This is a genomic window from Streptomyces sp. ME02-8801-2C, from assembly GCF_033793965.1.
Classification (GTDB): Bacteria; Actinomycetota; Actinomycetes; order Streptomycetales; family Streptomycetaceae; genus Streptomyces.
Map to the genome: position 1 here is coordinate 664,988 of NZ_JARAXP010000003.1, position 22,765 is coordinate 687,752.

At 69.7% G+C, this 22,765-nt stretch carries 14 protein-coding genes and 1 pseudogene; 3 read left to right on the forward strand and 12 right to left on the reverse strand.

Going from position 1 to position 22,765, the window contains the following annotated elements:
- Positions 1–63: 63 nt before the first annotated feature.
- Positions 64–2,295, reverse strand: a complete 2,232-nt coding sequence (locus PV396_RS11995) for an alpha-L-fucosidase (RefSeq protein ID WP_319203476.1) — start codon at positions 2,293–2,295, stop codon at positions 64–66.
- Between the two features lie 666 nt (positions 2,296–2,961).
- On the opposite strand from PV396_RS11995, the gene PV396_RS12000 reads away from it, so the two are divergent.
- A complete protein-coding gene (locus PV396_RS12000) occupies positions 2,962–3,843 on the forward strand; it encodes an amidohydrolase family protein (RefSeq protein WP_319203478.1) in 882 nt (293 codons plus the stop codon).
- Positions 3,844–4,063: 220 nt separating this feature from the next.
- Here PV396_RS12000 and PV396_RS12005 read toward each other — a convergent pair whose 3' ends face one another.
- The 11 genes and pseudogenes from PV396_RS12005 to PV396_RS12050 all read right to left on the reverse strand — a co-directional run bounded on the left by PV396_RS12005 (position 4,064) and on the right by PV396_RS12050 (position 18,448).
- On the reverse strand, positions 4,064–6,295 hold the full coding sequence (locus PV396_RS12005; RefSeq protein WP_319203480.1) for a beta-galactosidase: 2,232 nt from the start codon (positions 6,293–6,295) through the stop codon (positions 4,064–4,066).
- A complete protein-coding gene (locus PV396_RS12010) occupies positions 6,292–7,839 on the reverse strand; it encodes a glycoside hydrolase family 43 protein (RefSeq protein ID WP_319203482.1) in 1,548 nt (515 codons plus the stop codon). Before PV396_RS12010 ends, PV396_RS12005 begins: the two co-directional genes overlap by 4 nt.
- Positions 7,840–7,947: 108 nt before the next feature.
- Positions 7,948–10,002 (reverse strand): PKD domain-containing protein, encoded by a 2,055-nt coding sequence (locus tag PV396_RS12015; protein ID WP_319203484.1) that lies wholly within the window; start codon positions 10,000–10,002, stop codon positions 7,948–7,950.
- Between the two features lie 175 nt (positions 10,003–10,177).
- Positions 10,178–11,047, reverse strand: a complete 870-nt coding sequence (locus PV396_RS12020; protein WP_319203486.1) for an ATP-binding cassette domain-containing protein — start codon at positions 11,045–11,047, stop codon at positions 10,178–10,180.
- Entirely contained in the window at positions 11,044–12,810 is a 1,767-nt protein-coding gene (locus PV396_RS12025) for a dipeptide/oligopeptide/nickel ABC transporter permease/ATP-binding protein (RefSeq protein ID WP_319203488.1), read from the reverse strand. The genes PV396_RS12020 and PV396_RS12025 overlap by 4 nt, the downstream gene beginning before the upstream one ends.
- Positions 12,807–13,748 carry an ABC transporter permease gene (locus tag PV396_RS12030; protein WP_319203490.1) on the reverse strand — a complete coding sequence of 314 codons (942 nt, stop codon included), beginning with the start codon at positions 13,746–13,748 and terminating at the stop codon, positions 12,807–12,809. The genes PV396_RS12025 and PV396_RS12030 overlap by 4 nt, the downstream gene beginning before the upstream one ends.
- 66 nt (positions 13,749–13,814) lie before the next feature.
- Entirely contained in the window at positions 13,815–15,329 is a 1,515-nt protein-coding gene (locus tag PV396_RS12035; protein WP_319203492.1) for an ABC transporter substrate-binding protein, read from the reverse strand.
- 395 nt (positions 15,330–15,724) lie between these two features.
- Positions 15,725–16,177 (reverse strand): alpha-L-rhamnosidase C-terminal domain-containing protein, encoded by a 453-nt coding sequence (locus PV396_RS45085; RefSeq protein WP_416071381.1) that lies wholly within the window; start codon positions 16,175–16,177, stop codon positions 15,725–15,727.
- A 36-nt stretch (positions 16,178–16,213) separates the two neighbouring features.
- Complete coding sequence (locus PV396_RS12040; protein ID WP_319204082.1) at positions 16,214–16,486, reverse strand: alpha-L-rhamnosidase C-terminal domain-containing protein; 273 nt, start codon at positions 16,484–16,486, stop codon at positions 16,214–16,216.
- Positions 16,472–17,146: pseudogene (locus tag PV396_RS12045) on the reverse strand (hypothetical protein); the annotation flags it as partial. The pseudogene PV396_RS12045 and the gene PV396_RS12040, both read right to left, overlap by 15 nt.
- 228 nt (positions 17,147–17,374) lie before the next feature.
- Positions 17,375–18,448: a LacI family DNA-binding transcriptional regulator gene (locus PV396_RS12050; protein ID WP_319203494.1), complete on the reverse strand. Its 1,074-nt coding sequence runs from the start codon at positions 18,446–18,448 to the stop codon at positions 17,375–17,377.
- Between the two features lie 147 nt (positions 18,449–18,595).
- On the opposite strand from PV396_RS12050, the gene PV396_RS12055 reads away from it, so the two are divergent.
- Both PV396_RS12055 and PV396_RS12060 read left to right on the forward strand, forming a co-directional pair.
- Positions 18,596–19,642 carry a LacI family DNA-binding transcriptional regulator gene (locus PV396_RS12055; protein WP_319203496.1) on the forward strand — a complete coding sequence of 349 codons (1,047 nt, stop codon included), beginning with the start codon at positions 18,596–18,598 and terminating at the stop codon, positions 19,640–19,642.
- A 297-nt stretch (positions 19,643–19,939) separates the two neighbouring features.
- On the forward strand, positions 19,940–22,753 hold the full coding sequence (locus PV396_RS12060) for a glycoside hydrolase family 78 protein (RefSeq protein ID WP_319203498.1): 2,814 nt from the start codon (positions 19,940–19,942) through the stop codon (positions 22,751–22,753).
- Positions 22,754–22,765 lie beyond the last annotated feature (12 nt).

A 22,765-nucleotide genomic window follows, 5' to 3' on the forward strand; every position in this document is an offset into this window, starting at 1 on the left:
GGGTCGTCTGCCTGCGGCGCGGGCCGGAGTTCGACACCGCGCCGGGTCATGAGGGGGGAGGGATCAGACGGGGCTGATGGTCCACTGCAGGTTGGTGCTGTTGCCCCAGGCCCACATCTTGGTGACGGAGCCCTCGGGCACGTTGCCGCCGCCGTCCAGGAGCTTGCCCGTGGTGCGGTTGACGATGTTGTACTGGCCGTCGCCGCGGTGCGTGATCTTCCACTGCTGGTTGGTGTGGCCGTTCCAGGCCAGCTGCTTGCAGGTGGCGCCGTTGGTGGTGGCGCCCCAGCTGTCGGCGACCATGCCGTTGGTCCGGTTGACCAGCTTGTAGTAGCCGCCTCCGACCTCGACCGCCTGCCACTGGAGGTTGCCGCTGTCGAACCAGTGCCACTGCTTGAGGGCGGATCCGTCGGCGACGTTGCCGCCGCTGTCCAGGGCGAGCCCGTCGGTGTAGTTGATGATCTTGAGGTAGGTCGCGGGGTTGAACTGCACCTTCAGTGAGGTGATCCGGTCGTTCTGGCCGGTGACCCGCAGGTCGGCATTGTCCGCGGTGAAGGTCCACTGGGTGCCGGTGAAGTTGTCGCCGGAGTAGGCGACGATCTGCTGGCCCGGCGCGAGCTTCAGCGAGGAGATGGAGAGCGCGGGCACCCCGTGCAGGTCGAGCTGGTCGGCGGTGTAGTCGCCCAGGCCGAGCGTGGCGGAGGTGCCGCCGTAGTTGACGTCCGTGAAGACCAGGGCGCCGTCGACCGGCCGCAGGGTGGGGATCTGGCCGGAGAAGGTCAGCTTCAGTACGTACATGGGTGCGGAGTACGGCGCCGACGACGGCAGGGTCACCTTGAGCCCGGTGGCGTCCTGGGTGCGGTTGGGGAGGTCGATGTAGGTACCGGCCGTGCTGTCCAGCAGCTTCACCGAGGTCAGCGAGCCCAGGTCGATACGGCTGGAGCTGAGCGTCTTGACGGTCAGTGAGCTGCCGGGGTAGCCGAGCACCGTGGCGTACAGGACGGTGTTCGCCTTGTTGCGGGTGAAGCGGATGTCCTGCGCTGTGCCGGCGCTCGGGTTCATGAAGGTGCCGCCGCCCATCTTGGTCGGCCCTTCCCCGTACGCGGTCCAGGCCCGGGTCGAGTACACCGACTCACCGAAGCGCTTCAGGTAGTCGCCGATGCCCACCAGGATGTCGCGCTGGCCCTGGGGGATGGTGCCGTCGGCCTTGGGCGCGATGTTGAGCAGGACGGTGCCGTTCTTGCTGATCCGGTCGATCATGGCGTGCAGCAGCAACTGGGCCGTGTAGTAGCCGATGCCCTCGGTGTAGCACCAACTGGAGCTGGAGACGCTGTCGTCGGTCAGCCAGTAGGGAGACGTGATGTCGGCGGGGCCGCCGCGCTCGTAGTCGAAGACCTCGCCGTGGCCGTTGAAGGCGTCCTTGTAGGTGGCGATGACCTCGCGGCCCCAGGAGTTGGCCTGGTTGTAGTAGTAGGAGAGGAAGTTCAGCAGCTGCGTCTCGGCGATCTGGTCCAGGTGGACGTCCTGGTAGATGATGTCCGGCTCGGCCAGGTCGATGACCTCCTTGAGCTTGTCGTACCAGAGCTGGTCCTCCGTGGCCTTGTCCAGCTGCCCGTAGAGCTTCTTCAGGCTGGGGTCGGACTGCGCCGGGACGGCCTGGAAGTAGCCGAGGTAGTTGTAGGCGTGGTGCATCGACACGAGCAGCTTGAGGTTCTTCGCGCGGACGGCGTCGGTGAACAGTTTCAGCAGGTTGAGCTGTGGGCCCTTGTCGACCGAGTTCCACTCGTTGACCTGGCTGTCCCACATGGAGAAACCGTCATGGTGCTCGGCGACCGGCCCGGCGAACCGCGCCCCGGCGTCCACGAACAGCTGCGCCCACTCGTCGGGGTCGAAGTTGCCGCCGGCCGACTTCAGCCTGGGCGCGAACTGGGTGAAGTTGCCCGCCTTGTCGTTCGCCCCGTCGATGAAGTTGTGGTACGGCCACGCGGACGGGGTGCCGTAGGTGGCGACGTGGTGCTTGTTGACCCCGCTGTTGTTGAAGTACATGTTGCGCGGGTACCACTCGCTGTCGTATGCGGGAACGCTGAAGACACCCCAGTGGAAGTAGATGCCGAACTTGGCGTCCTGGAACCACTCGGGAGCCGCCGGGTGCTGGTTCACCGAGGCCCACGTGGGCGTGTAGGTGGCCGGTGCCGCGAGGGCGCGGCCGGAGCCGAAGACGCCGCCCGCGACCGCGGCCGCCGCGACGGCGGTGGTGCCGGCCAGAAACTGCCGTCTGTTGATCGCTCTCGACATGACGAGACCTCCAGGGCAACTGATGTGCCGAACGGTTGACGGGAGAGAGCGCGAGAGCGAGGGCTTCGACGCCTACCGACCTCCGATTGCTGGGATGTTTCCCGAGCTGCGAGGACGTTACGGCGACATGACAGGAAATGACAAGAGTCCTTTCGTCGCGATTCTTCCGGCAGGGGACTCGAGAGCCCGGGAAAGGGACGCGGCCCCGCCCGGACCGGTGACGACGCCAGCCCGTTGAACTCCGCTTTCTCTAGTTACCCGTACGTAGCAGGGGTGTTAGCGATAACCGGAGATTCCGCAACGCGGATTTCGGGTGCCTCACCCACGTCTTCCATGACTCGCCGGAGAGTCGCGTCTCGTGGCTCTGGGGCACCCTTCGGACACCTGACATACGTCGTCGACAGTGGACAGGGGCAAGCGTGAGCCCACCTCATACATCCCAGCAATGAGTTGCCAGCTCGACCGATGCCGTCTACAGTCACCGCAGCACCAGCCCCGCGATCACTCCGCGACTCGCGCCGACGCCGTGCGGCTCGCGAGGCAACTGGTACCCCTTCGGACGTTCCTTCAGGAGTGCCGTAATGTCGTCCTCCGCGCGCTCGACAGCTCGCCTCGCCGCCTCCGTCGGCGCTCTCCGCAACGACTGCGACGACGCGGGCGCGGCCCGTGTCTGACCGCCCGTGCTACGGCCTCGTCGACGCCCACCACCATGTGTGGAATCTCGACCGGCGGCCCCAGCCCTGGCTGGACGAAACGACACACGGGCCGATCCGCCGGTCCTTCGGCATGACTGACCTGCGGATGACCGCCACCCGGACGATCTCGGGCCGGCGCCTGGAGCGGACCGTGGTCGTCCAGTGTGTGGCGTCCCTGCCCGAGACACGCGAGCTGTTGGCCCTGGCCGAGCGGGACCCGTTGATCGGCGGTGTCGTCGGCTGGGTGGACCTGACCTCGCTGGCCATCGGCGACATGCTCGACACACTGCGCGCCGGGCCCGGCGGCTCCTGTCTGCGCGCCGTGCGCCACATCGTCCAGGGCGAGCCCGACCCCGGCTGGCTGCAACGGCCCGTCGTGGAATCGGGGTTGCGCACAGTACGTGACCAGGGCCTCGGCTACGACGTGTTGATCAGCGCCCACCAACTGCCCCAGGCGATCAGGCTCGCCGAGCGCGTTCCCGGCCTGCCGCTGGTCCTCGACCACGCGGGCAAGCCGCCCATCGCCGACGGCGACCTCACCGACTGGGAGCGGCAGATCCGTCTGCTGGCCGGCCACCCGCAGGTCCGGTGCAAGATGTCGGGGCTGGTCACCGAGGCCGACCATGAGAAGTGGGAGATCGGGGACATCCGGCCTGTGTGGGACGTCCTGCTCTCCGCGTTCGGCCCGAAGCGGCTCATGTTCGGCTCCGACTGGCCGGTCTGCCGACTCGCCGGCGGTTGGAACGCCTGGGCGGCCACCGTCGAGGAGTTGCTGCACGACTGCTCCGGGACGGAGACCCGGGCGATCCTCGCCGACACGGCGACCGAGTTCTACCGACTGAGTCCCCGGTGACGACACGGCCCGGGGCGAGACGCGCCCGCTCGTCGGTCTCCAGGGCGCCGGGTTCCGGCCGCCTACGGCGGGTGCCGGGGCACCCCGGCCGACCCCGTCGCCGGACCTGCTCGGGCCGCCGTGCGTGAACGGCCCACCACGGCACACACGGCTCCCTACGCCTTCACCCGCGCCAAGGTCTTCGAGAACGAGTCCCTGCCGCGCCGACATGACGCTCACCTCAAGTCCGGTGACTGGATCCATCACGCTCCTTCTGGCGACGGGAGGTGGGAATCGGCCCGGGGGGCAGCCCGAAGCGAGGCCCGTTCGAAAGGGACTGGCGAGCCGGCTGTCGCTGCGGTCCCGTCCCGGGTGTGCCCTCGCCGCTCTCCACAAGGACTCGTACGTCCCATGGCCCCAGTCCGAGGGACTCGCCCTCCCCGCAGGGCCGACCGCTGACGACATCCCGGAACTCCCGGGGAAGCCGTACGGGCTCCGGTGTCCAGGACCAGTTGTGCAGGAAGTGGACGCGACGGCCGTCGGGCGCCGTCGCGCTCGTGCGGGTCACGCTCGCGGGCAGGCCGGACCAGGCGTCGAGGGACGACGGACACGCCCACGCCAGCAGCGCCTGGGCCAGATTCTCGTCGGGCACGGTGCCGACGCAGGTGATGCGCCCCTCACCGACCCTGCGTGTGGTGATGGCCGGCCACCGGCCCAGATGGGGGTGGTCGTACCGCGCCAGGACGGTGGCGTCGTCCACGACGAGGCTGTCGGCCCATCGGGTGGCCGCGATCGGTTCACCGGTCGCCAGCGCCGCGTGGGCGGCGAGGACGGGCACCGCCTCGTTCAGATTGCCGAACTCCGCGTAGTGCACGCCCGCTGCTGTGGCCAGCCGGGCCGGCATGACGTCGGTGCGGGCGCGGCCCTCCTCGTCGCCGTACCCGGTGCGCGGCCCCAGGACGAGGTGGCCGCCCGCCTCGGCGTAGGCCCCGAGCCAGTCCAGCGTCCGGTCGTCGGTGAGGTACAGGCCGGACACGACCAACACCCGGTGCTGCCGCGCCGTCTGCTCGGGAGGCGTGTCGGCGAGTTCCCGGGCGTGCACGACGCGCGCCTGGAGCCGGGCGTCGAACGCGCCTCGGTGGAAGGGGTCGAACAGGGCGTCGTACGCGTCGGGGTCGGGGCTGCCGTCCGGGTGGGCGAGCGGCGGGTACTTCTCCATCAGCCACTTGGTGGGGCGTGAGTAGACCAGGGTGACGTCCGCGTCCGGGACCAGGTCCACCACCAGGTCTCCCGCCGCCTCCAACTCGGCGCCGATGCGGGCCACTTCCGCGTGGATCCGGCCGGGCCGGCCACTGTGCGGCAGCACACCGCCCCAGTAGGTCTCGCCGCCGAAGTGCAGGGTGCGCCAGTGCCAGTACTCGATCATCCGCGCTCCCCGGGACACGAACGCCCAAGCGGCCTGGCGCAGTTGCCCGTCGTACGGCGGACGGTTCTCGAACGGGCCGCCCACGCCGCCCGCGTTCGTCTCGGTGACGAGGAAGGGCTCCTGGCGGGAGGAGTACATGCGGTCGGCCCTCAGGTACAGCCCGCGCGGGCCCATGGCCTTCCACGGGTGCCGGACGGGGACGTCCGTGCCGGGGAGTGCCAGCGCGTCCTGTGTCTCGTAGTAGGCGTTGCCCGAGGAGACGTCGAGGGCGTCGGTCATCGTGTCGTCGTCGACCGCCGGGCGACCGTAGTCGATGCAGGTGGTGACGAACTGCTCCGGGCGCGCGTACTCCCGCACGATTCCGGCCTGCCAGGCGATGTACTCGTTCACCTGCCGGGCCTGGAACTCCCGCCACGCGATGTCGTACTGAGGCTGTGCGTTGCCGTCGGGCGTCCACAGGTCGGCCCAGGTGGCCAGCCGGTGCGACCAGTAGACCAGGCCCCATGCGCGGTTGAGGTTCTCCACGTCGCCGTACTTCGCCCGTAGATGGTCGACGAAGCGCTGGAACACACCGTGGTTGTACAGGAGTTCGTTGCCCGGTTCGTTGTCGACCTGGAATCCGATGACCGCTGGGTGGCCGGCGTACCGTTCGAGGATTCTGCGGATCACCCGCTCGGCGTGGAAGCGGAAAGCCGGGTGGGTGATGTCGGCCTCCTGCCGGGCGCCCCAGGGGATGCGCCGGCCAGTGCTCCGCTCCCCCGCGATCTCCGGGTACTGCCGGGCGAGCCACGGCGGCACCGCGTAGGTCGGGGTCCCCAGGAGGACGGAGATGCCGCGCTCGTGGGCGCCGTCCAGGACGGGCTGGAGCCAGTCGAGGTCGAAGTGGCCGTTCTCCGGTTCCCAGGTGGACCAGACTGACTCGCCGACCCGGATGACGGTGAAGTGGGCCTCGGCCATCAGATCGAGGTCGTCCTTGAGACGGTCGTACGGCTGGTACTCGTGGTAGTAGGCCGCGCCGAACAGGACGCGGCGCGGCGGCGGGGTCATGACGAACCCTCTCCGTGGTAGCGGAAGTCGGTGAAGTGGACGGTGCCGTGCTCGGCGAACACGCCGGTCACGCGGCCGGTGAAGGGGGACGCCAGTTCGACGGACCAGAAGCGGCCGTCCAGTTCGGCGAGTGTTGTCTCGGTGCCGGACTCGTCCACGACGGCGAGCCTGATCGTGTCGCCCGGCGGGAGCCAGGGCACCTTGTGCGGTTCGGGGATACGGGTCTCGAGCCGCAGGAGCACCTGGTGGCCCGGCACCTCGGTGGTCCAGGTCTGGGTCAGCGAGGGCAGGCTGCCTCGTGCCGTGACCAGGAGGCCGACGCCGGACGGTGCCCGCTCGGCGACCAGCGTGACCGTGTACCGCTCGTCGAAGCGCAGGCCGAGGCCGCCCCTGCCGTCCGCCGGGTCGACGCAGGCGTCGAACACGCTGCTCAGATGGCGTTGACGGCGGCCGACGAAGTCGGGCCTGAAGGTGTCCAGGCCGCCTGAGCCCGCGCTCACGGTCAGGTGACCGGGTCGTGCGTCGAGGGAGGCGACGTCGGCGGGGGCCCGGCCCACCGCCAGCCAGCCGGGGTCGGACAGGGAGGTCGGGTCGGCGAACTCGAAATACTCGTCCAGTGGTTCCGGGCGCGGGTTCACCTCCACGGGCGCCGGGTACGGCCAGTCGTCGACCCACTCCACGCCGGTGACGTACGTTTCCCGTCCCAGGGGCGAGGCCTTGCCGGCCAGGCGTGTGCCGAGCAGCACCAGGACGTCCTCGCCGTGCGGGCCCCGGACCAGGTCGGCGTGGCCGGTGCACTGGACTGAGCGGTCGGTGCCCGAGGCGCACAGCACCGGATTGCCCGGGGCGCCTTCGAACGGCCCCTCGATGCTCGTCCCCCGGGCGACGCTCACCGCGTGGCCGTACCCGGTGCCGCCCTCCGCGATCATCAGGTACCAGTGGTCGCCGCGCCGGAACAGGTGCGGTGCCTCGGGCGCGACCAGTCCCGTGCCGGACCACAGCTCCCGGGGTTCCTCCAGCGCCCGTCCCTCGGCGAGGTCGACCCTGGCCTGGAGGATGCCGCGGTTCTCGACGACCGTCGTCCCGTCCAGGTGCAGGCCGCTGTAGGTGACGTAGGCGGCGCCGGTCTCGTCCCAGGCCAGATCGGGATCGATGCCGAGGATTCCGTCGAGGGTGGTGCCGTCGCTCCAGGGACCGGCCGGGTCGGCGGCTGTGAACACGACGCAGCCGCGTGGACTGGTGGCCACCGTGACGATCACATGGAAGAGGCCGTCGTGGTGACGGATGGTCGGGGCCCACACTCCCCCGGAGTCCGGCACGTTCGCGACGCCGACCTGTTCCTCGCGGGTCGCCACGTTGCCGATGTGTTCCCAGGTGACGAAGTCGGTGCTGCGGTAGACAGGCAGCGCCGGCAGATACTCGAACGACGAGGTGACCAGGTACCAGTTGCCGTCGACGAGGACACAGCTGGGGTCCGGGTTGAAGCCGGGGATCAGCGGGTTCGGCAGCAGCGGTGCGGCCGGGTGCGGGTTCGGAGCTGTCATGGCTGGTCCTGACTTCTCGAGGATGCGAGGGTGCGAGGGTGCGAGGGGCACGGGATCGCCCGGGTGTGTGCGCGGCAACTGGCAGGAGCCCCGGCATGAGCACCCGGGTCAGCGCACGACGACCCGTACCCGGCCCAGGTTGCGCACCCTGGCGAACGGCGTGTGCGCGTCGCCCTCGCGTTGAGCGGTGGCGCGCAGTGCCACGAAGTACGTGCCAGGCTTGTCATAGGTGAAGGCGGCCTGTACCTCCACGGTCTCCCGCGCGGGGCCGCAGGTGCGTGCGGTGAAGGTTCCGGATCCGGTGAAGTCCCATTCGGTGGACACGATCCGGCCGGCCTTCGGGGGCGCCTCGATCCTGGCCCGGAAGACGACCGGCCGTCCGGCGGCGACCTCGATCCGGTCCCGGCCGTGCACCGTGAGGTCGACGACGGGCTGGACACCCAGCCGGGCGCGGGCCCGCGACGGCACGGCGATCTGGCTGTCGCTCATGCGGTAGGAGGTGGTCCGCGCCGGTGGCTTGCCCTGTTCCACCCAGGCGCTCAGGTCGCGGAGCGCGTGCTCCAGGATGCCGTTCCAATCGACCAGCCGGGTCGCGCGTGCCCCCGTGGTGGGACCCTCCAGGTGGTCGGCGCTGTCGTTGTACCAGAGCCGGTAGGTGTCGTCGAAGCGGTCGCCCATGGCCTGCTTCACCTGGGCGCCGTACCAGTCGGCGGGCACGGGGCACGCATCGCAGTCCAGCAGGTTGGCGACCACGATGACCTTGCCGTTCACCTTGCCGGTGTGCGTGCCGCCGTCGCTGGTGCTCTTGGAGATGAGCGGGCCGATCTGTATCGCCCGCTGCGGGTACAGGGGCTGTCCGTCCGGTCCTCGGTACTGGTCGAAGGTGTGGAAACCGGGCCGGGTCGGGACCTGATGCCGGTGGTAGGCGTGGAAGGCGAGGAACCAGCGGTTGTCGGACTGGAACCTGCCACCGGCGGCGAGGGCGTCGAGGACGTTCGCGCTGTTTCCGTCCGCGAGGGTGAACACCTTGGCGGTGACGTCCAGCGAACCTGTCAGCGTGCCGATGTTCGTCGTGCCATCCGCACCGCGGACCGTGAAGTCGAGGGGTGTCCTGATCGGTGTGGACGGCACGCTGTCGAGGAGCAGAGCTGTCGGCACGTTGTCCGCGTCACGGCGCACCTCGGTGATGGTGGCTGTGTGATCGATCCGCGCGGCACGGACCAGGTCGCCGAGGGGTGACCGCTCAGTGCCCAGGTAGCCCGGCTTCGACCAGAAGTCGTCTGCGTACGTGGGATCGATGTTGCGCACGACGGCCACGAACCCCAACAGATTGTCGGGGTCCACCGGCAGTTTGAGTACGTAGGAGTAGTCCTCCCACGTCCGGAGCGGAACACCCATGCTCGACACCTCGCGCAGCATGGCGCGCTCGACGCCGTTGAGCCCGGCGTAGGGATCGCCCGAGCCGCCGGGGGCGACCGCGTCAGCGATGCGGGCGGCCTTCTCCCGCAGCACGAGTCTGGCCAGGGCGCGCACGGTGAAGCTGTTCGGGATGGACACCGGGCTGCCTGGTATGAACGGCACTGCTCCGTCCCACACGCCCACGGTGTTCTCGATGGCGCCGATGGTCTGGTAGGAGCCGCCGCTGCCGCCGTAGAGGTATCCGTAGATCCGCCGGCTGGAACGGTAGTACTTCGCCGCGACCGTCCTGGAGAACTTGGCCGCCGCCGCCTCGACGCGGTAACCGATGCCTCCGTTGGTCTGGACGACGTACCCGCCGCTGGCCGCGCCGAAGGCGACGACGTCGTCGGGGGCCTGCTCGTCCTGGGTGGGGTACACCTTCTGGAAGAACCTCCCCTGCCACTGCTTCTTGGGCGGCAGGTAGATGGTGAACTTCTTGGACGTGCCCTCGAAGTGGCCGGACACCTTGCGGTGCCGGACGGGGGAGGTCAGGTCCTCCTCGCTGTCGATGACGGGCCGGTTGTACGTCGGGTCGTCGCAGTCGGGTGTGATCTGCAAGGGGCCGCCGGGGCCGCTCGCCGCGCACACCGGGCGTGCCTCGGCCGAGGCGGGGGTACTGAGCAGCGGGGTCGCTCCCAGCACGACGGCGGTGCCTGCCGCCGAGGTGCGGACGAAATCACGTCGGGAGGGTCGTCGTACGGTCATGTGCTTCTCCTGGGAGGGGAGGTGCTGCGCTGGTTCGTTGGAGGCTGATGTGGGTTCCGCGCCGTGCGGGGCATGGCGGGTCTCCGGCGGATACCGGGCACCCCCGTCAGTGACAGGACATGCCGGGGAGCCGCCGGTACTCAGGGGTACGCGGGCCGTCGGGCACGGCGGTGTGTCAGCAGGCGTCCGTCGTCTCGGGCACGCCGGTGCCCTCGTCGGTGGCGAGACTCAGCCGCTTCGCCCGGCGGAGGCGTTGTCGCTTCGGGTCCGCGACCGGTGCCGCCATCTGGAGCTTGCGGGTGTAGGGGTGGACCGGCGCCGTCGCGACCTGGGCGGACTCCCCCAGCTCGACGATCCTGCCCCCGTCCAGGACTGCGGTGCGGTCGCTGATGTCGTTGACGACTCCGAGGTCATGGCTGATGAAGATGTACGCGACGCCGGTTTCGTCCTGGATCTTCTTCAGCAGGGTCAGAACCTTGGCCTGGGTGGTGACGTCCAGGGCGCTGGTCGGTTCGTCGCAGATGATGACCGACGGGGCGAGGGCCAGGGCACGGGCGATGGCGACGCGCTGGCGCTGGCCGCCGGAGAACTCGCGCGGGTAGCGCCGGGCGGCGTCGGCGGGGAGGCCGACCGCGTCGAGGAGTTCACGGATCCTGGCCGCTCCGCCCTCGACGCCGGCCGCGTCGAGGGGTTCGACCAGGATGCTGCCCACGGTCATGGCGGGGTTGAGCGACGAGTACGGGTCCTGGAAGACCACCTGGATATCGCTGGCGATCTTCCGCCGGCGGGCGCGCGAGACGTTGCTGATGACCTCGCCGCGGAAGGTGATCTCGCCGCCGCTGACCGGGGTGAGGCCCAGGATCGCGCGGCCGATGGTGGTCTTGCCGGAGCCGGACTCGCCGACCAGGCCCAGGGTTTCACAGGGGGCGATGTCGAAGCTGACACCGTCGATGACCGTCTTGCCACGGCCCCGGCGATCGGCGAAACGGACCACCAGATCCTCGACCCTGAGGAGCGGTGCGGTGTCGGATACGGGCTCGGTCACGGGGTCTCGATCTCCATCAGCTCGACGCGGCGGGAGGCGGAAAGGAGTTCCTTGGTGTACGGCTCGCGCGGCGACTCGAACAGGTCGTCCACTGCGGCCTGTTCGACGATCCGTCCGTCCTTCATGACGCTGACGGTGTCGCACAGGTCGGCGACCACGCCCAGGTTGTGGGTGACAATGATCATGGCGAGGCCGCGTTCGCGCGCCAACTCACGCATCAGTTCCAGGACTTCGGCCTGAACCGTGACGTCGAGCGCGGTGGTCGGCTCATCGGCGACGATCACTTCGGGCTCGGAGGCGATCGCGCCGCAGATCAGAACACGCTGGGCCATACCACCGGAAATCTGGTGCGGATACAGACCCATCACACGCTCGGGATCCTTGATGCCGACCCGCGTGAGCAGGGCGACGATCCGTTCCCGGGCCTCTTCGATCCCGAGGTCGCTGGACGCACGCAGCCAGTACAGGAGTTGGCGGCCGATGGTGAAACAGGGGTCGAGGTTGGACATCGGCTCCTGGGGGACGTACGCGATACGGCGGCCGCGGGCCGCGCGCATCCGGCCTTCGTCGGCGAGCAGGTCCACGCCGTCGAGGTGGACGCTTCCGGCGAGGGTGAGGGCCTCGCGCGGCAGGATGCCGAGCACGGAGAAAACGATCTGGGACTTGCCCGAGCCGGACTCGCCGACCAGGCCGTGGATCTCGCCGCGCCGCACATCCAGGTCGACGCCGTGCACCACCTCGCGGATCTCGTCGCCCTGCGGGTAGGCGATGCGGATGCCGCGCAGGGACAGGAGTGCGTCGTCCGCGGGCTTGCCCACGGCGATCCCCCCGACGGCGAGCGCCGCCCTGCGCTGCCGCGCCGTCACCGGCTTGCTGCGGGCCGATGCCTGCAGGACGTCGCTGAGAGCGTTGCCGAGCAGGATCAGCGCGAGGATGGTGAGGCTGATCAGCAGGGCCGGCCAGACGATCCCCAGCGGGTTGTTGTAGATGTCCTCGAAGGCCTTCTGCAGCACCACACCCCACGAGCCCGCGTTGCTGTCGCCGAGGCCGAGGAAGGTGACACCGGCCTCGATACCGATGCCCGCGGCGAGGACGAAGGAGCTCTGGATGACGATCGGCACCCGCACCGCCCACAGCACATGGCGGCCGACGATGCGCAGGTCGGAGAGGCCGACGACCCGGGCGGCATCCACGTACAGCTCTCCGCGTACGCCGAGGACGACACCGCGCACCAGACGGTAGTAGCCGGGAGCGACCAGGAGGCCGAACACGGCCATCGCGACGGGGATGTCCGGACCGGTCAGGGAGTAGAGGGCGATGAGCAGGACAACGCCGGGCAGCGACATGACGACGTCGGTGGCGAAGCCGGAGACGGTCTCGAAGCGACCCCGGTAGTAGCCCGCGACCAGACCGCTGACCGCCCCGACGGCGAGCGAGACACCGAGGACGATGAGGCTTGCGAGCCCGCTCTGCCGGGTGCCCCAGATGAGGCGGGACAGCACATCGCGCCCGGCCGCGTCACCACCGAGAACGTGCCCCGTGCTGAAGGCGGGGGCGCCCACGGCCTCGAGGTCGGTGTAGGTGGCGCTGTACGGGGCGAGAAGCGGTGCGAAGATCGCCACGAACGCGATGAGGACGACGAAGGTGAGACAGATCGCCGCCTGCGGATTGCGCAACAGCCGTACGAACAGGGAGCGTTCCGCGGAGGCGACGGAGGAAGCCGCGGTGCCGGCGTCGGGCACCGGGACGTCGGGCACGGTCATCGGATCCTCGCCTTCGGGTTCAGGAGCATGGTGGCCAGGTCACCGAGGATGTTGACGACGATCACGATCGCGATGGTGACAAGGACCGTGCCCATCACCATGGGAACGTCGCCGGCCTGGGCGGAGAGGTTGCCGAGCTGGCCCATGCCCGGCAGGGCGAAGATCTGCTCGACGAAGACGGCGCCACCGAGGGTGCCGATGAGCTGCAGGTTGAGCACGGTGAGACCGGGGCCGCCCGCGTTGCGCAGGACGTGGCGGAAGAGCACCCCGCGTTCGGGGACGCCTCGGGCTCGCAGCGTACGGACGTAGTCCCGCCCCAGGTTGTCGAGGAACGCCGCCCGGAACTGGACCGCGGCACTCGCCACGGACCCGATGAGCAGGGCGAGCACCGGCAGCGTCACGGAGGAGATCCACCCGCCGAAGCTGATCTCGGGCGAGGTGTATCCGGTGGCCGGGAAGGCTCTGAAGTGCACGGCGAAGGTGAATACCAGCACGATCGCGATGATGAAGGAGGGAACTGCCGTACCGAGCACCGAGAGGAACTGCACCATCCGGTCCACCCAGCCGCCCCGCACCGCCGCCGCCACGCCGAGGACCACGCTGATGACGGCGGTGAGGACCAGGGTGATCAGAGTGAGGGCGAGGGTGACCGGGACACGGACCTGCAGCGCCCCGGCCACGGACTGACCAGTGAGGTAGGACTGCCCGAAGTCACCGGTGAAGACCCCGCCGAGCCAGTCACCGAACTGCACCAGGAGCGGCCGGTCCAGGCCGAGCTCGACCATCCGACGATGGACGTCGGAGGCGGACGCGCTCATGCCGAGCGTGGCTCTGGCGACGCCCTCTCCGTTGCCGTACATCAGGCAGAAGGTGGAGAAGGTCACCAGCAGGAAGATGCCGGAGGCGCGCGCCAGGTGTCTCAGGAGCAGTGCGGGCATGACAGGGTCCGTTCCTCGTCCTCTTCGGGTTCTGTTCGGCCGCTTCGGGCTGTAACGGGGTGTCGATCACTTGAAGTCGCGCAGGATCGGGTGCGCGTCGTTCGGGTCGGTGGACTCGGGGATCTTGACGCTGTCGGAGTACGCGTAGAAGACCTGCGGGTTGACCAGCGGGACGTACCACGCGTTGTCCAGGACGTACTTGCCGATGGCCTGCTGAGCAGCCTTCGACTCACTGTCGCTGCCGTTGACGATGGTCTTCCAGTACTTCTCGACCGTGGCGTCGGGCTGGTGGGAGACGTTCCAGTAGCCGGCCGGGATGACGCCGATGGAGATGTCCTGGATGGAGTCGGCGTTGGCGCCGACCGTCCACATCGGGGCCGGGTAGTCACCGCTGAGCAGGTTGGTGATGGCGTCGGCGCCGGTGAGGGTCTTGGTCTCCACCTTGATGTTCAGTTCGGCGAGCTGCTGGGTGACGTACGGCAGCAGCACCGTCCACGCCTGGCCCTCCATGGTGGGCAGGGTGAGGGTGAACCCCTTCTCCTGGCCGGCCTCCTTCATCAGCTTCTTGGCTTCGGCAACGTTGTACGGGTACGGGTCACTGCCCTTCACATAGGCCGCGCCCTGCTTGTTGAAGAACTGGTAGGTCGGCGACGCCAGGCCCTTGTAGAGCTTCGAGGCGATGAGTCCACGGTCGAAGACCATGTTCATGGCCTTGCGCACGCGGATGTCCTTGAGGGCCGGGATCTTCTTGCCCTCGTGGTCGGTGAGCATCATCGCGGTGACGCCCGACTCGAGCGCCAGCACGTTGACGTTCGGCGTCTTCTTGGCCTCGTTGTACGTGTCGGCCGTGACGACCGTGCCGTCGATCTGCCCAGTCTTCAGCGCGCTCAGGGCGGCGGTGGCGCTGCTCAGGACGCGCAGTTCAAGGGTCTTGTACGGGTACTTCTTGGCGTCGTAGAAGTCCGGGTTCTTCCGGAGAACGTAGACCGAGCCGGCGGTGGACGCCTTGGCGTCGTAGGTGTACGGGCCCGAGCCGACCGGGGCGGTGTTCCTGCTCTTGGAGGCGAGGTACTTCGCCGAGACCAGCTCGATGGTGCAGATCCGGGTGCTCATCAGGGGCTGGGGGTCGGGCCAGGTGATGGTGACGGTCCGCGGGTCGGGGATGTCGAACTTGATGCCGCCGTAGCGGTCCGAGGCCGTCTTGGCCAGCGGCGTGAAGGATTCCTTCACCGTTTCGGCGGTGACCGGGGTGCCGTCGGAGAACTTCATGCCCGACCGCAGGTGGGCGGTGAAGGACTTCTTGTCGGCGCTGATCTCCCAGCTCGTCGCGGCGGCCGGTGCGAGGCTCCCGTCCTTGTTGCACTCCGTCAGGGTGTCGTAGGCCGCCTCGTACCCCCACGCCTGGTAGTCGGGCGCGGTGGACGGGTCCCAGCCGGTCATGTCGGCGGTCAGGCCGAGGACCAGCTTGTCCTTGCCGGTTCCGCCGGAGCCCGCATCGCCGCCGCCGCTGCTGCTGGACTGACCCGTGCAGGCGGTGAGCAGGAGGGCCGCCGCGGCCAGCGGAGCAACGGTCTTGGTCACGAGAGGAAGTGTGCGTCTCATTGATGACCCCTTAGGGCAAAGTGATGCGAGAAGGGTAGCTGTGGAGGAAGTAGACACCGCACAGCGTGTGCAACGTTTTACGAACGGGACCGTAACTCTGGCAAACTCGAGCGTCAATAGACTGCGCAGGGCGAGAAGTCACGTTTCGGGAACGAGGACGCGCACCCCTGGTGCGCTCCGAACCGGCGCGCACCTCGGGTTTCATGGTGCGCGGACGCGGGGCGGTATGCGGGGAAAAGGCGCCTTGCCGGGGTCTCCAAAACGGCCCTGGGGCTCTCCTGATGGATCTGCGGGGGAGAACGAGCGACGTCCGGTGCGTGCGCTCGGCGTGCCGCGTGAGTACGTGCCGGACGCCGTCACGCCGCGGAGATCCGTCAATTGAGCCCCAGTCGCCGAGGTCGGCGGCGATCCGGGCTTCCAGCTCGGCAGGGAGCCGAAGCTCTCCGGCGGAGCCAGTGCCTGGGCGATGGATGGACGAGGCCGGGCGTCGAGATACGGCCTGACCTTGCCCGCGGCCTCTGCCTCGCCCTGCGGCGTGACCCCGGTGACCACGGCCACCGCGACGATCGCCGGCCGACGCCTGGCCCGGCACCGGCCCCGACGGGAACCTCCACATGGAGCCGGAACCGTCCGTCCTCGCGTCTCCAGGACACGGCCGTCGGCCCGTACGGGGTGTCATGGCCGTTGGCGGTACGGACGGGGCGGCGCACTCGGCGGCGGTTGGACGATGCGCCGGTGGCCGGGCACGGTCGGCTGTCCGAGGCCGGGTCGACCGCGGCGACGCAGGAACGATCCCAGGCGCTCGAACGGCGTGGGGGCTCGTGCACACTGCGTACACGAGCCTCGAATTCTTCTCGGACCGACTACCGGATCACCTCATGGCTGCCCGCACCGAGTTCGACCGGCTCGTGCCCCGGCAGCCGTACGGTGGCGAGCGTCCCGGCGGGCACGGTGACATGGACTGCCCACCGCTCCCCCGCCCGCCGCCAGGCGGGGCGGACTTCGCCGTGCGGAGTGCGATGCGTGGTGTCGGCCCGGGTGACGCGGTCGTCGCGCAGCGGGCTCACGTCGAACGTTTGCCACCCGGCGGCGGTGGCGGTCAGGCCTCCCACACGCTGCTGGATCCAGGCGGACACGGATCCGAGGAAGAAGTGGTTGCGGGAGCGGGCATCGAGGTCCCACGCCTCCCACAGGGTGTCGCTGCCCGCCTGTCGCCACACGTCCCAGCCGGGCCGGCCAGAGCGCGTCAGGACAGTGACGGCGAGGTCGTCCCGGCCGTGTGCGCTGAGCACCTGCGGTAGTTACTTCACGCCGATGGCCCCGCAGTCGAGGTGCCCGTCCGTGCGCTGCTCCAGGTCCTCGGCGAGAGACCGGAACACCGTCGTGACGTGCTCGGCCGGCACGGCGCCGAAGGCGAGCGGCAGGATGTTCAGGGTCTGCCGGTATCCCACACCGGGCACCGCGTAACAGCCGCTCCCGGTGTCGAAGTAGGCCGCGTGATAGGCCCGGGCGAGGGCGCGCGAGGCGGCCTCGTACGTCGACCGGGCGGGTTCCTCCCCGAGTTCGGCGCTGTTCAGAGCCATCCGGTCGGCGAGGTGCTTGACCATCATGGTCCCGGTCGGCGCCGCCCCCTCGGGGGCGAAGGCATGGCCGGGGGCCAGCCAGTCGGTCCAGCTGTGCAGGGGCCACAGCCATCCGGCACCCTCGGCGATCGCAAGGGCGTGGTCGGCGTACGCGCGCAGTGCGGGGAACTGACGGCTCAGGAGGCGAGGGTCGCCGTACTCCCGAGGTTCCACGGGACGAGCACCGTCGAGGCGCTGGTACGGGCCTGGCGATCCACTGGGCGGTCCAGTGCGGGAGGCTTTGGTCGCGAGGGCTGTGCGGCGCGCGGGTCACGGCTTCCTCAAGGATGTAGGCACAGGATGTGCAACGTTTCACGTTCACGCTAGGAAGACCCCCACACCCGTGTCAACGAAGGCGGTGATACTCCCGGGACGGTTTACCGAAGGCTCCCTGGCGCCTGCTCAGGGCTCCACAGCCTGCGGGGCCGCCACCGTGGAGCGGGACTCGAGCCGTGGCGCGATGACGTAGTGCACGGGCCTCTTGCGGCCCTGGATGCGCTCGAGCAGCAGTCGGGCGCTCACCGATCCGGTCAGCGGCCCCGACTGGTCCACCGTGGTCAAGGAGATCCGCCCGATCCGACTGGGCATGATGTTGTCGTAGCCGACGATCGACACGTCACCGGGGACGGACAGGCCTCGCTCCTCGGCCGCGCGCAGGACGCCCAGCGCGGCGACGTCGGCACCGGCCAGGATCGCGGTCGGCGGTTCGACGCGGGCGAACAGCTCCTGGGCGGCCTGATGTCCGCCTTCCTCGCTGTACGACGTGACGACGACCTCGGGTTCCAGGTCGCGTCGGCGCATCTCCGTCTCGTAACTGCGCCGACGCGCCGTGTGGGAGAGCATGAACGGCTCACGGAACGGGCCGTCGGGCATGGCGGTGTGGGCGATCCGCCGATGGCCGAGCGCGGCCAGATGGTCGACGAGCAGGGCCACGCCCAACCGGTCGTCGTTGATCACGGTGTCGAAGTTCCCCGGGGCTCCGTGCAGGGCGACGGCCACGACCGGGATGCGGACGGCCAGTTCCTCGATCCATGCCAGCTCGAGCCAGGGCGCGACCAGGACCAGACCGTCGACATGGCGGTCCACCAGCGCCTCTATGGCCCTGCGCTGTGTCTCGGGCTCGACGCCGCCCAGCGCGATGATCTCCTGGAAGGGCGTGTCACCCAGTTCCCGGCTCACGCCATGGGCGACTTCCGTGGGGAACGGCGAGGAAAGGTCCGGAAGCACCATGCCCACCGTGAACGTGCTGCCACGCATCGCCCGCGCCCCGGCATGCGGACGATAACCCAGCCGCCCGATCGCCGAGTTGACACGCTCCCGCATCTCCGCGCTCACGCCGTAGGCGTCGCGCACCACCTTGGAGACCGCGGACACGGAGACACCCGCCTCGCGCGCCACATCCTGCATCGTCACTCGCCGAGTGCGGGCCGGTGCCTGGGCCTGTGTGACGGAGCCCCCGCCCCTCGCAGTGCTCATGGGACGCATCCTAAGCGAGTGTTGGCGAACGTTCTACCAGCCGGACCGCGCCACGTCTCCTCGCCCGAACGGCTCCGCTGCGGGTACGCATCGCGGTCCTGTGACGTCGCGTTCCCGTACGGCGCGGGCTGAAATAGGATGCCCCGCATGACCGACGCGCAGCCGGGACGCAAGCAGGCGCTCGCCCGCGCCACGATCAAGGACGTGGCGCGGGAAGCCGGGGTCTCGATCTCGGCCGTCTCCAAGGTTTTGCGCGACGCGTACGGCGTCAGTGCGGAGATGCGCGAGAAGGTCACCGCGGCGATCACTCGCCTCGACTACCGGCCGCACGCCGGGGCGCGGGCCATGCGAGGCAAGTCCTTCACCGTCGGTGTCGTCCTGACCGACCTGTCCTCACCGTTCCAGACCGAGGTCGCCCAGTCGATCAGTTCGGCGCTGGGTGAAGGCCCCTTCCAAGAGATCATCGCGATCGGCGGAACCGAGCCGACGCGGCAGCGCCACTGTGTGGAAGCGCTGGTGGACCGCCAGGTCGACGGGCTCATCCTGATCGCCCCCTGGGTGGAGGTGGACTGGCTGGAACAGCTCGCCGGCCGCATCCCGACGGTCGCGGTGGCCCTGCACGGCGCCCCCGAGAACATGGACACCGTGACCAACGACGACCGTCTCGGCGCCGCGTTCATGGTGGACCACCTGGTGAGACTCGGCCACCGCCGCATCGCGCACACGGCGATGCCCGACGGCCCGTTCCAGGAGCCCTATGTGCTCTCGCACACCGCCCGCCGGCACGGCTATGAGAAGGCCATGCGGCGCCACGGTCTCGAGCCGGACGTCGTCATGACCTCGTACTCGGAAGTCGGTGGCCACGAGGCAGCGACCGAACTCCTTGCGCGACGGCAACCGCCGACCGCGATCTTCGCCGGCGCCGACACAGCGGCCCTCGGAGTGCTGCGGGCCGCGGCGGACAAGGGCCTCAGTGTCCCCGCCGACCTGACGGTCGTCGGCTACGACGACATCTTCGCCGCCCGCATAAGCCGCGTCTCACTGACGACGGTCGACCAGTCCGGCGAGCTCACCGGCTCCGTCAGCGCACAGCTCCTCCTCGAACGCATCGAGGGACGCGGCAAGTCCGTGCACTACGTCGTCGCACCTCGCGTGGTGGCACGCGACACGGCTGCGGCACCATCCGCGTTCTGACGGCCGCACGACGATCGCGCTCCACCGTCCGAGCCCACCCTTCTTGACCCCCGTCAGCAGAGCTGGTGTGGATGCGCGCCATGCTACAAGCGCCGCCTTTGCCGACTGCCCCATCGATCGACGTCCTCCCTCGTCCTTGACACGCCCGAGCAGCGCTCCCTACGCTGCACGCGTAGAACGTTATACGACACCGGCCCGCCACACAGCGCTCAGCACCGCGCGCGGGCGTTCCTGGGCAAGGCCGCGAAGCCTGCTCCAGGCCCGGTCACCGACTGCCTGAAAAGTCTGGAGACTTGCATGGCCGTGGCAGCCGCTCCCCACGCACCCCACTTCGAGCACCTCACCGACCCCTCTCCGCTGCGGGGCATCGGCACGGGCTCACCCCGACTTTCCTGGACGATCCCGCACGCCGACGCGGGTTACCGCCAGACCGCCTACGAGGTGGAGATCTCGCGCGGCGGAAACACCGAGCACCACCGGGTCGACAGCGCCGACCAGGTGCTGGTGCCCTGGCCCGCCGCACCGCTGAGATCCCGTGAGTTCGCCTCGGTCCGCGTACGCGTGGCCCACGACTCCCACTGGAGCGAGTGGAGCGAGCGTTCGGTCGTGGAGGCCGGACTGCTCGACGCCGCCGACTGGTCCGCGTCCTTCGTCAGCCCGGTGGACATCGGCGGCCTGCGCATGCCGGCACCGGTGCTCCACGGGGCCCTGCACGTGCCGGGCGAGGTGCGCAAGGCCCGCCTCTACGCCACCGCGCACGGCCTGTACACCGCCACCCTCAACGGTCACCGCGTCGGCGACCAGGTCCTCGCACCCGGCTGGACCGCGTACGAACACCGGCTGCGCTACCAGACGTACGACGTCACGGACCTGGTGCGCGAGGGTGACAACGAGCTGAACGTGCTGCTGGGCAACGGCTGGTACCGCGGGCGCCTGGGCTTCAACGCCGAACGCGCCCTGTACGGCGACCGGCTCGCCCTGCTGGCGCAGCTCGAGGTCACCACGACCGACGGCCAGGTGCACGTACTCGCCACCGACGGCACCTGGACCGCGCGGGAGAGCGAGGTGCTCGCCGACGACCTCTACGACGGCCAGCGCACCGACCTGCGCCGGCGCGAAGCACGCTGGTACACGACCGCGAGCGCCGTGGAGGTGGTGCCGGGCGACCTCGGACGCCTCGTCGCCCCGGAGGGGCCGCCCGTCCGGGTCGGCTGCCTCCTGCCCGCGGAGAAGGTGTGGACGTCACCCAGTGGCCGCACCCTGGTCGACTTCGGCCAGAACGCGGTGGGTTGGGTGCGGTTGCGCGTGCGCGGTCTGGCCTCCGGCACCGAGGTCGTGGTCCGGCACGCGGAGGTCCTGGAGAACGGTGAACTCGCCACCCTCCCCCTGCGCTCGGCCGAGGCGACCGACAGCTACCTCGTCACCGGCGCCAGCGAGGAGACTCTGGAGCCCTCCCTCACCTTCCACGGCTTCCGGTACGCGGAGGTGTCGGGCGTACCCGGTCTGCGCGCGGAGGACGTGGACGCCGTGGTGATCGGCTCCGATCTGCGCCGCGCGGGCTGGTTCAGCTCCTCCCACGCCCTGTTGGACCGCTTCCACGAGAACGTGGTGTGGAGCATGCGCGGAAACTTCGTCGACATCCCCACGGACTGCCCGCAGCGCGACGAACGGCTCGGCTGGACCGGGGACATCCAGGTGTTCGCACCCACGGCCATGTTCCTGTTCGACAGCGCGGGATTCCTCAGCTCATGGCTCGCGGACCTGGTCGCCGAGCAACAGCCCGACGGGTCGGTGCCGTACGTGGTGCCCGATGTGATCCGGACCCCGTCGCCCGCCGCGACGGCCTGGGGCGACGCCGCCGCACTGGTCCCCTGGACGCTGTATCTGCGTACCGGCGACCGGGGGCTCCTGGAGCGTCAACTGCCCAGCATGCGCGCCTGGGTCGACCATGTGGCAGGTCTGGCCGGCCCCGACCGCCTCTGGTCGGGCGGCTTCCAGTTCGGCGACTGGCTGGACCCGACGGCTCCCGCGGAGGACGCCGCCCGCGCCAAGGCGGACCCGGACGTCGTGGCCACCGCACACCTGGCCCGCTCGGCGGAGGTCGTGGCCGAGGCCGCGCGCGTGCTCGGCCGCACGGCCGAGGCCGACCGGTACGCCGCCCTGGCGGCCGAGGTGCGTACGGCGTTCGCCCACGCGTATGTCACCCGGACCGGCCGGATCCTCTCCGACGCCCCGACGGTGTACGCCCTCGCCGTCCAGTGGGCGCTGCTGCCCGGCGCCGAGCAACGCGAGCACGCCGGGCGGCGGCTGGCGGACCTGGTGCGGGCGAACGCGTTCCGGATCAGCACCGGCTTCGTGGGAACGCCGCTGGTGACCGACGCGCTCGTGGCCACGGGACACGTCGACGTCGCCTACCGCCTGCTGTTGCAGACCCAGTGCCCTTCGTGGCTGTATCCGGTGACGATGGGTGCCACGACGGTCTGGGAGCGCTGGGACAGCATGATGCCCGACGGCAGTGTCAACACCGGTGGGATGACGTCGTTCAACCACTACGCGCTCGGCGCCGTCGCGGACTGGCTCCACCGCACGGTCGCCGGACTGGCGCCCGCCGCGCCCGGTTACCGCGAGATCCTCGTCCAGCCGCGCCCCTCCGCCGACCTGACGTCCGCGTCGGCGCGTCACATCACTCCGTACGGCGAGGCCCATGTCGCCTGGGAGAGGGCCGCGGGAACGTTCCGTCTTACCGTCCGCGTCCCGGTCGGGGCCACCGCGCACGTGCATCTGCCCGGCGCCGACGGGCCCCTGACCGTCGAACACGGTGACCACCGTTGGGACGCGCCCGATCCTGTGGTCGGTGACACAGGGTCCGGCGCCGTGGCCACGGTCCGCGACCTGCTCGACGACGCGGGCATGTGGTCCCAGGTCGTGGCGTCGGCCGTCGACACCGGTGTCGTCCCGGGCGGCGAGCCGGACGTCGCCTCCCGTCTCGCTCCGTACTTCGACTCGCCGGTGGCCGTGCTCCCGAAGGCCCTCGCGCCGCACGAGGTCAACTCCGCGACCAGGGCACTGGAACAGCGGCTGGACTCGATCCTCGGCCTGCGCCCCGCCTGACACCGATCCGCA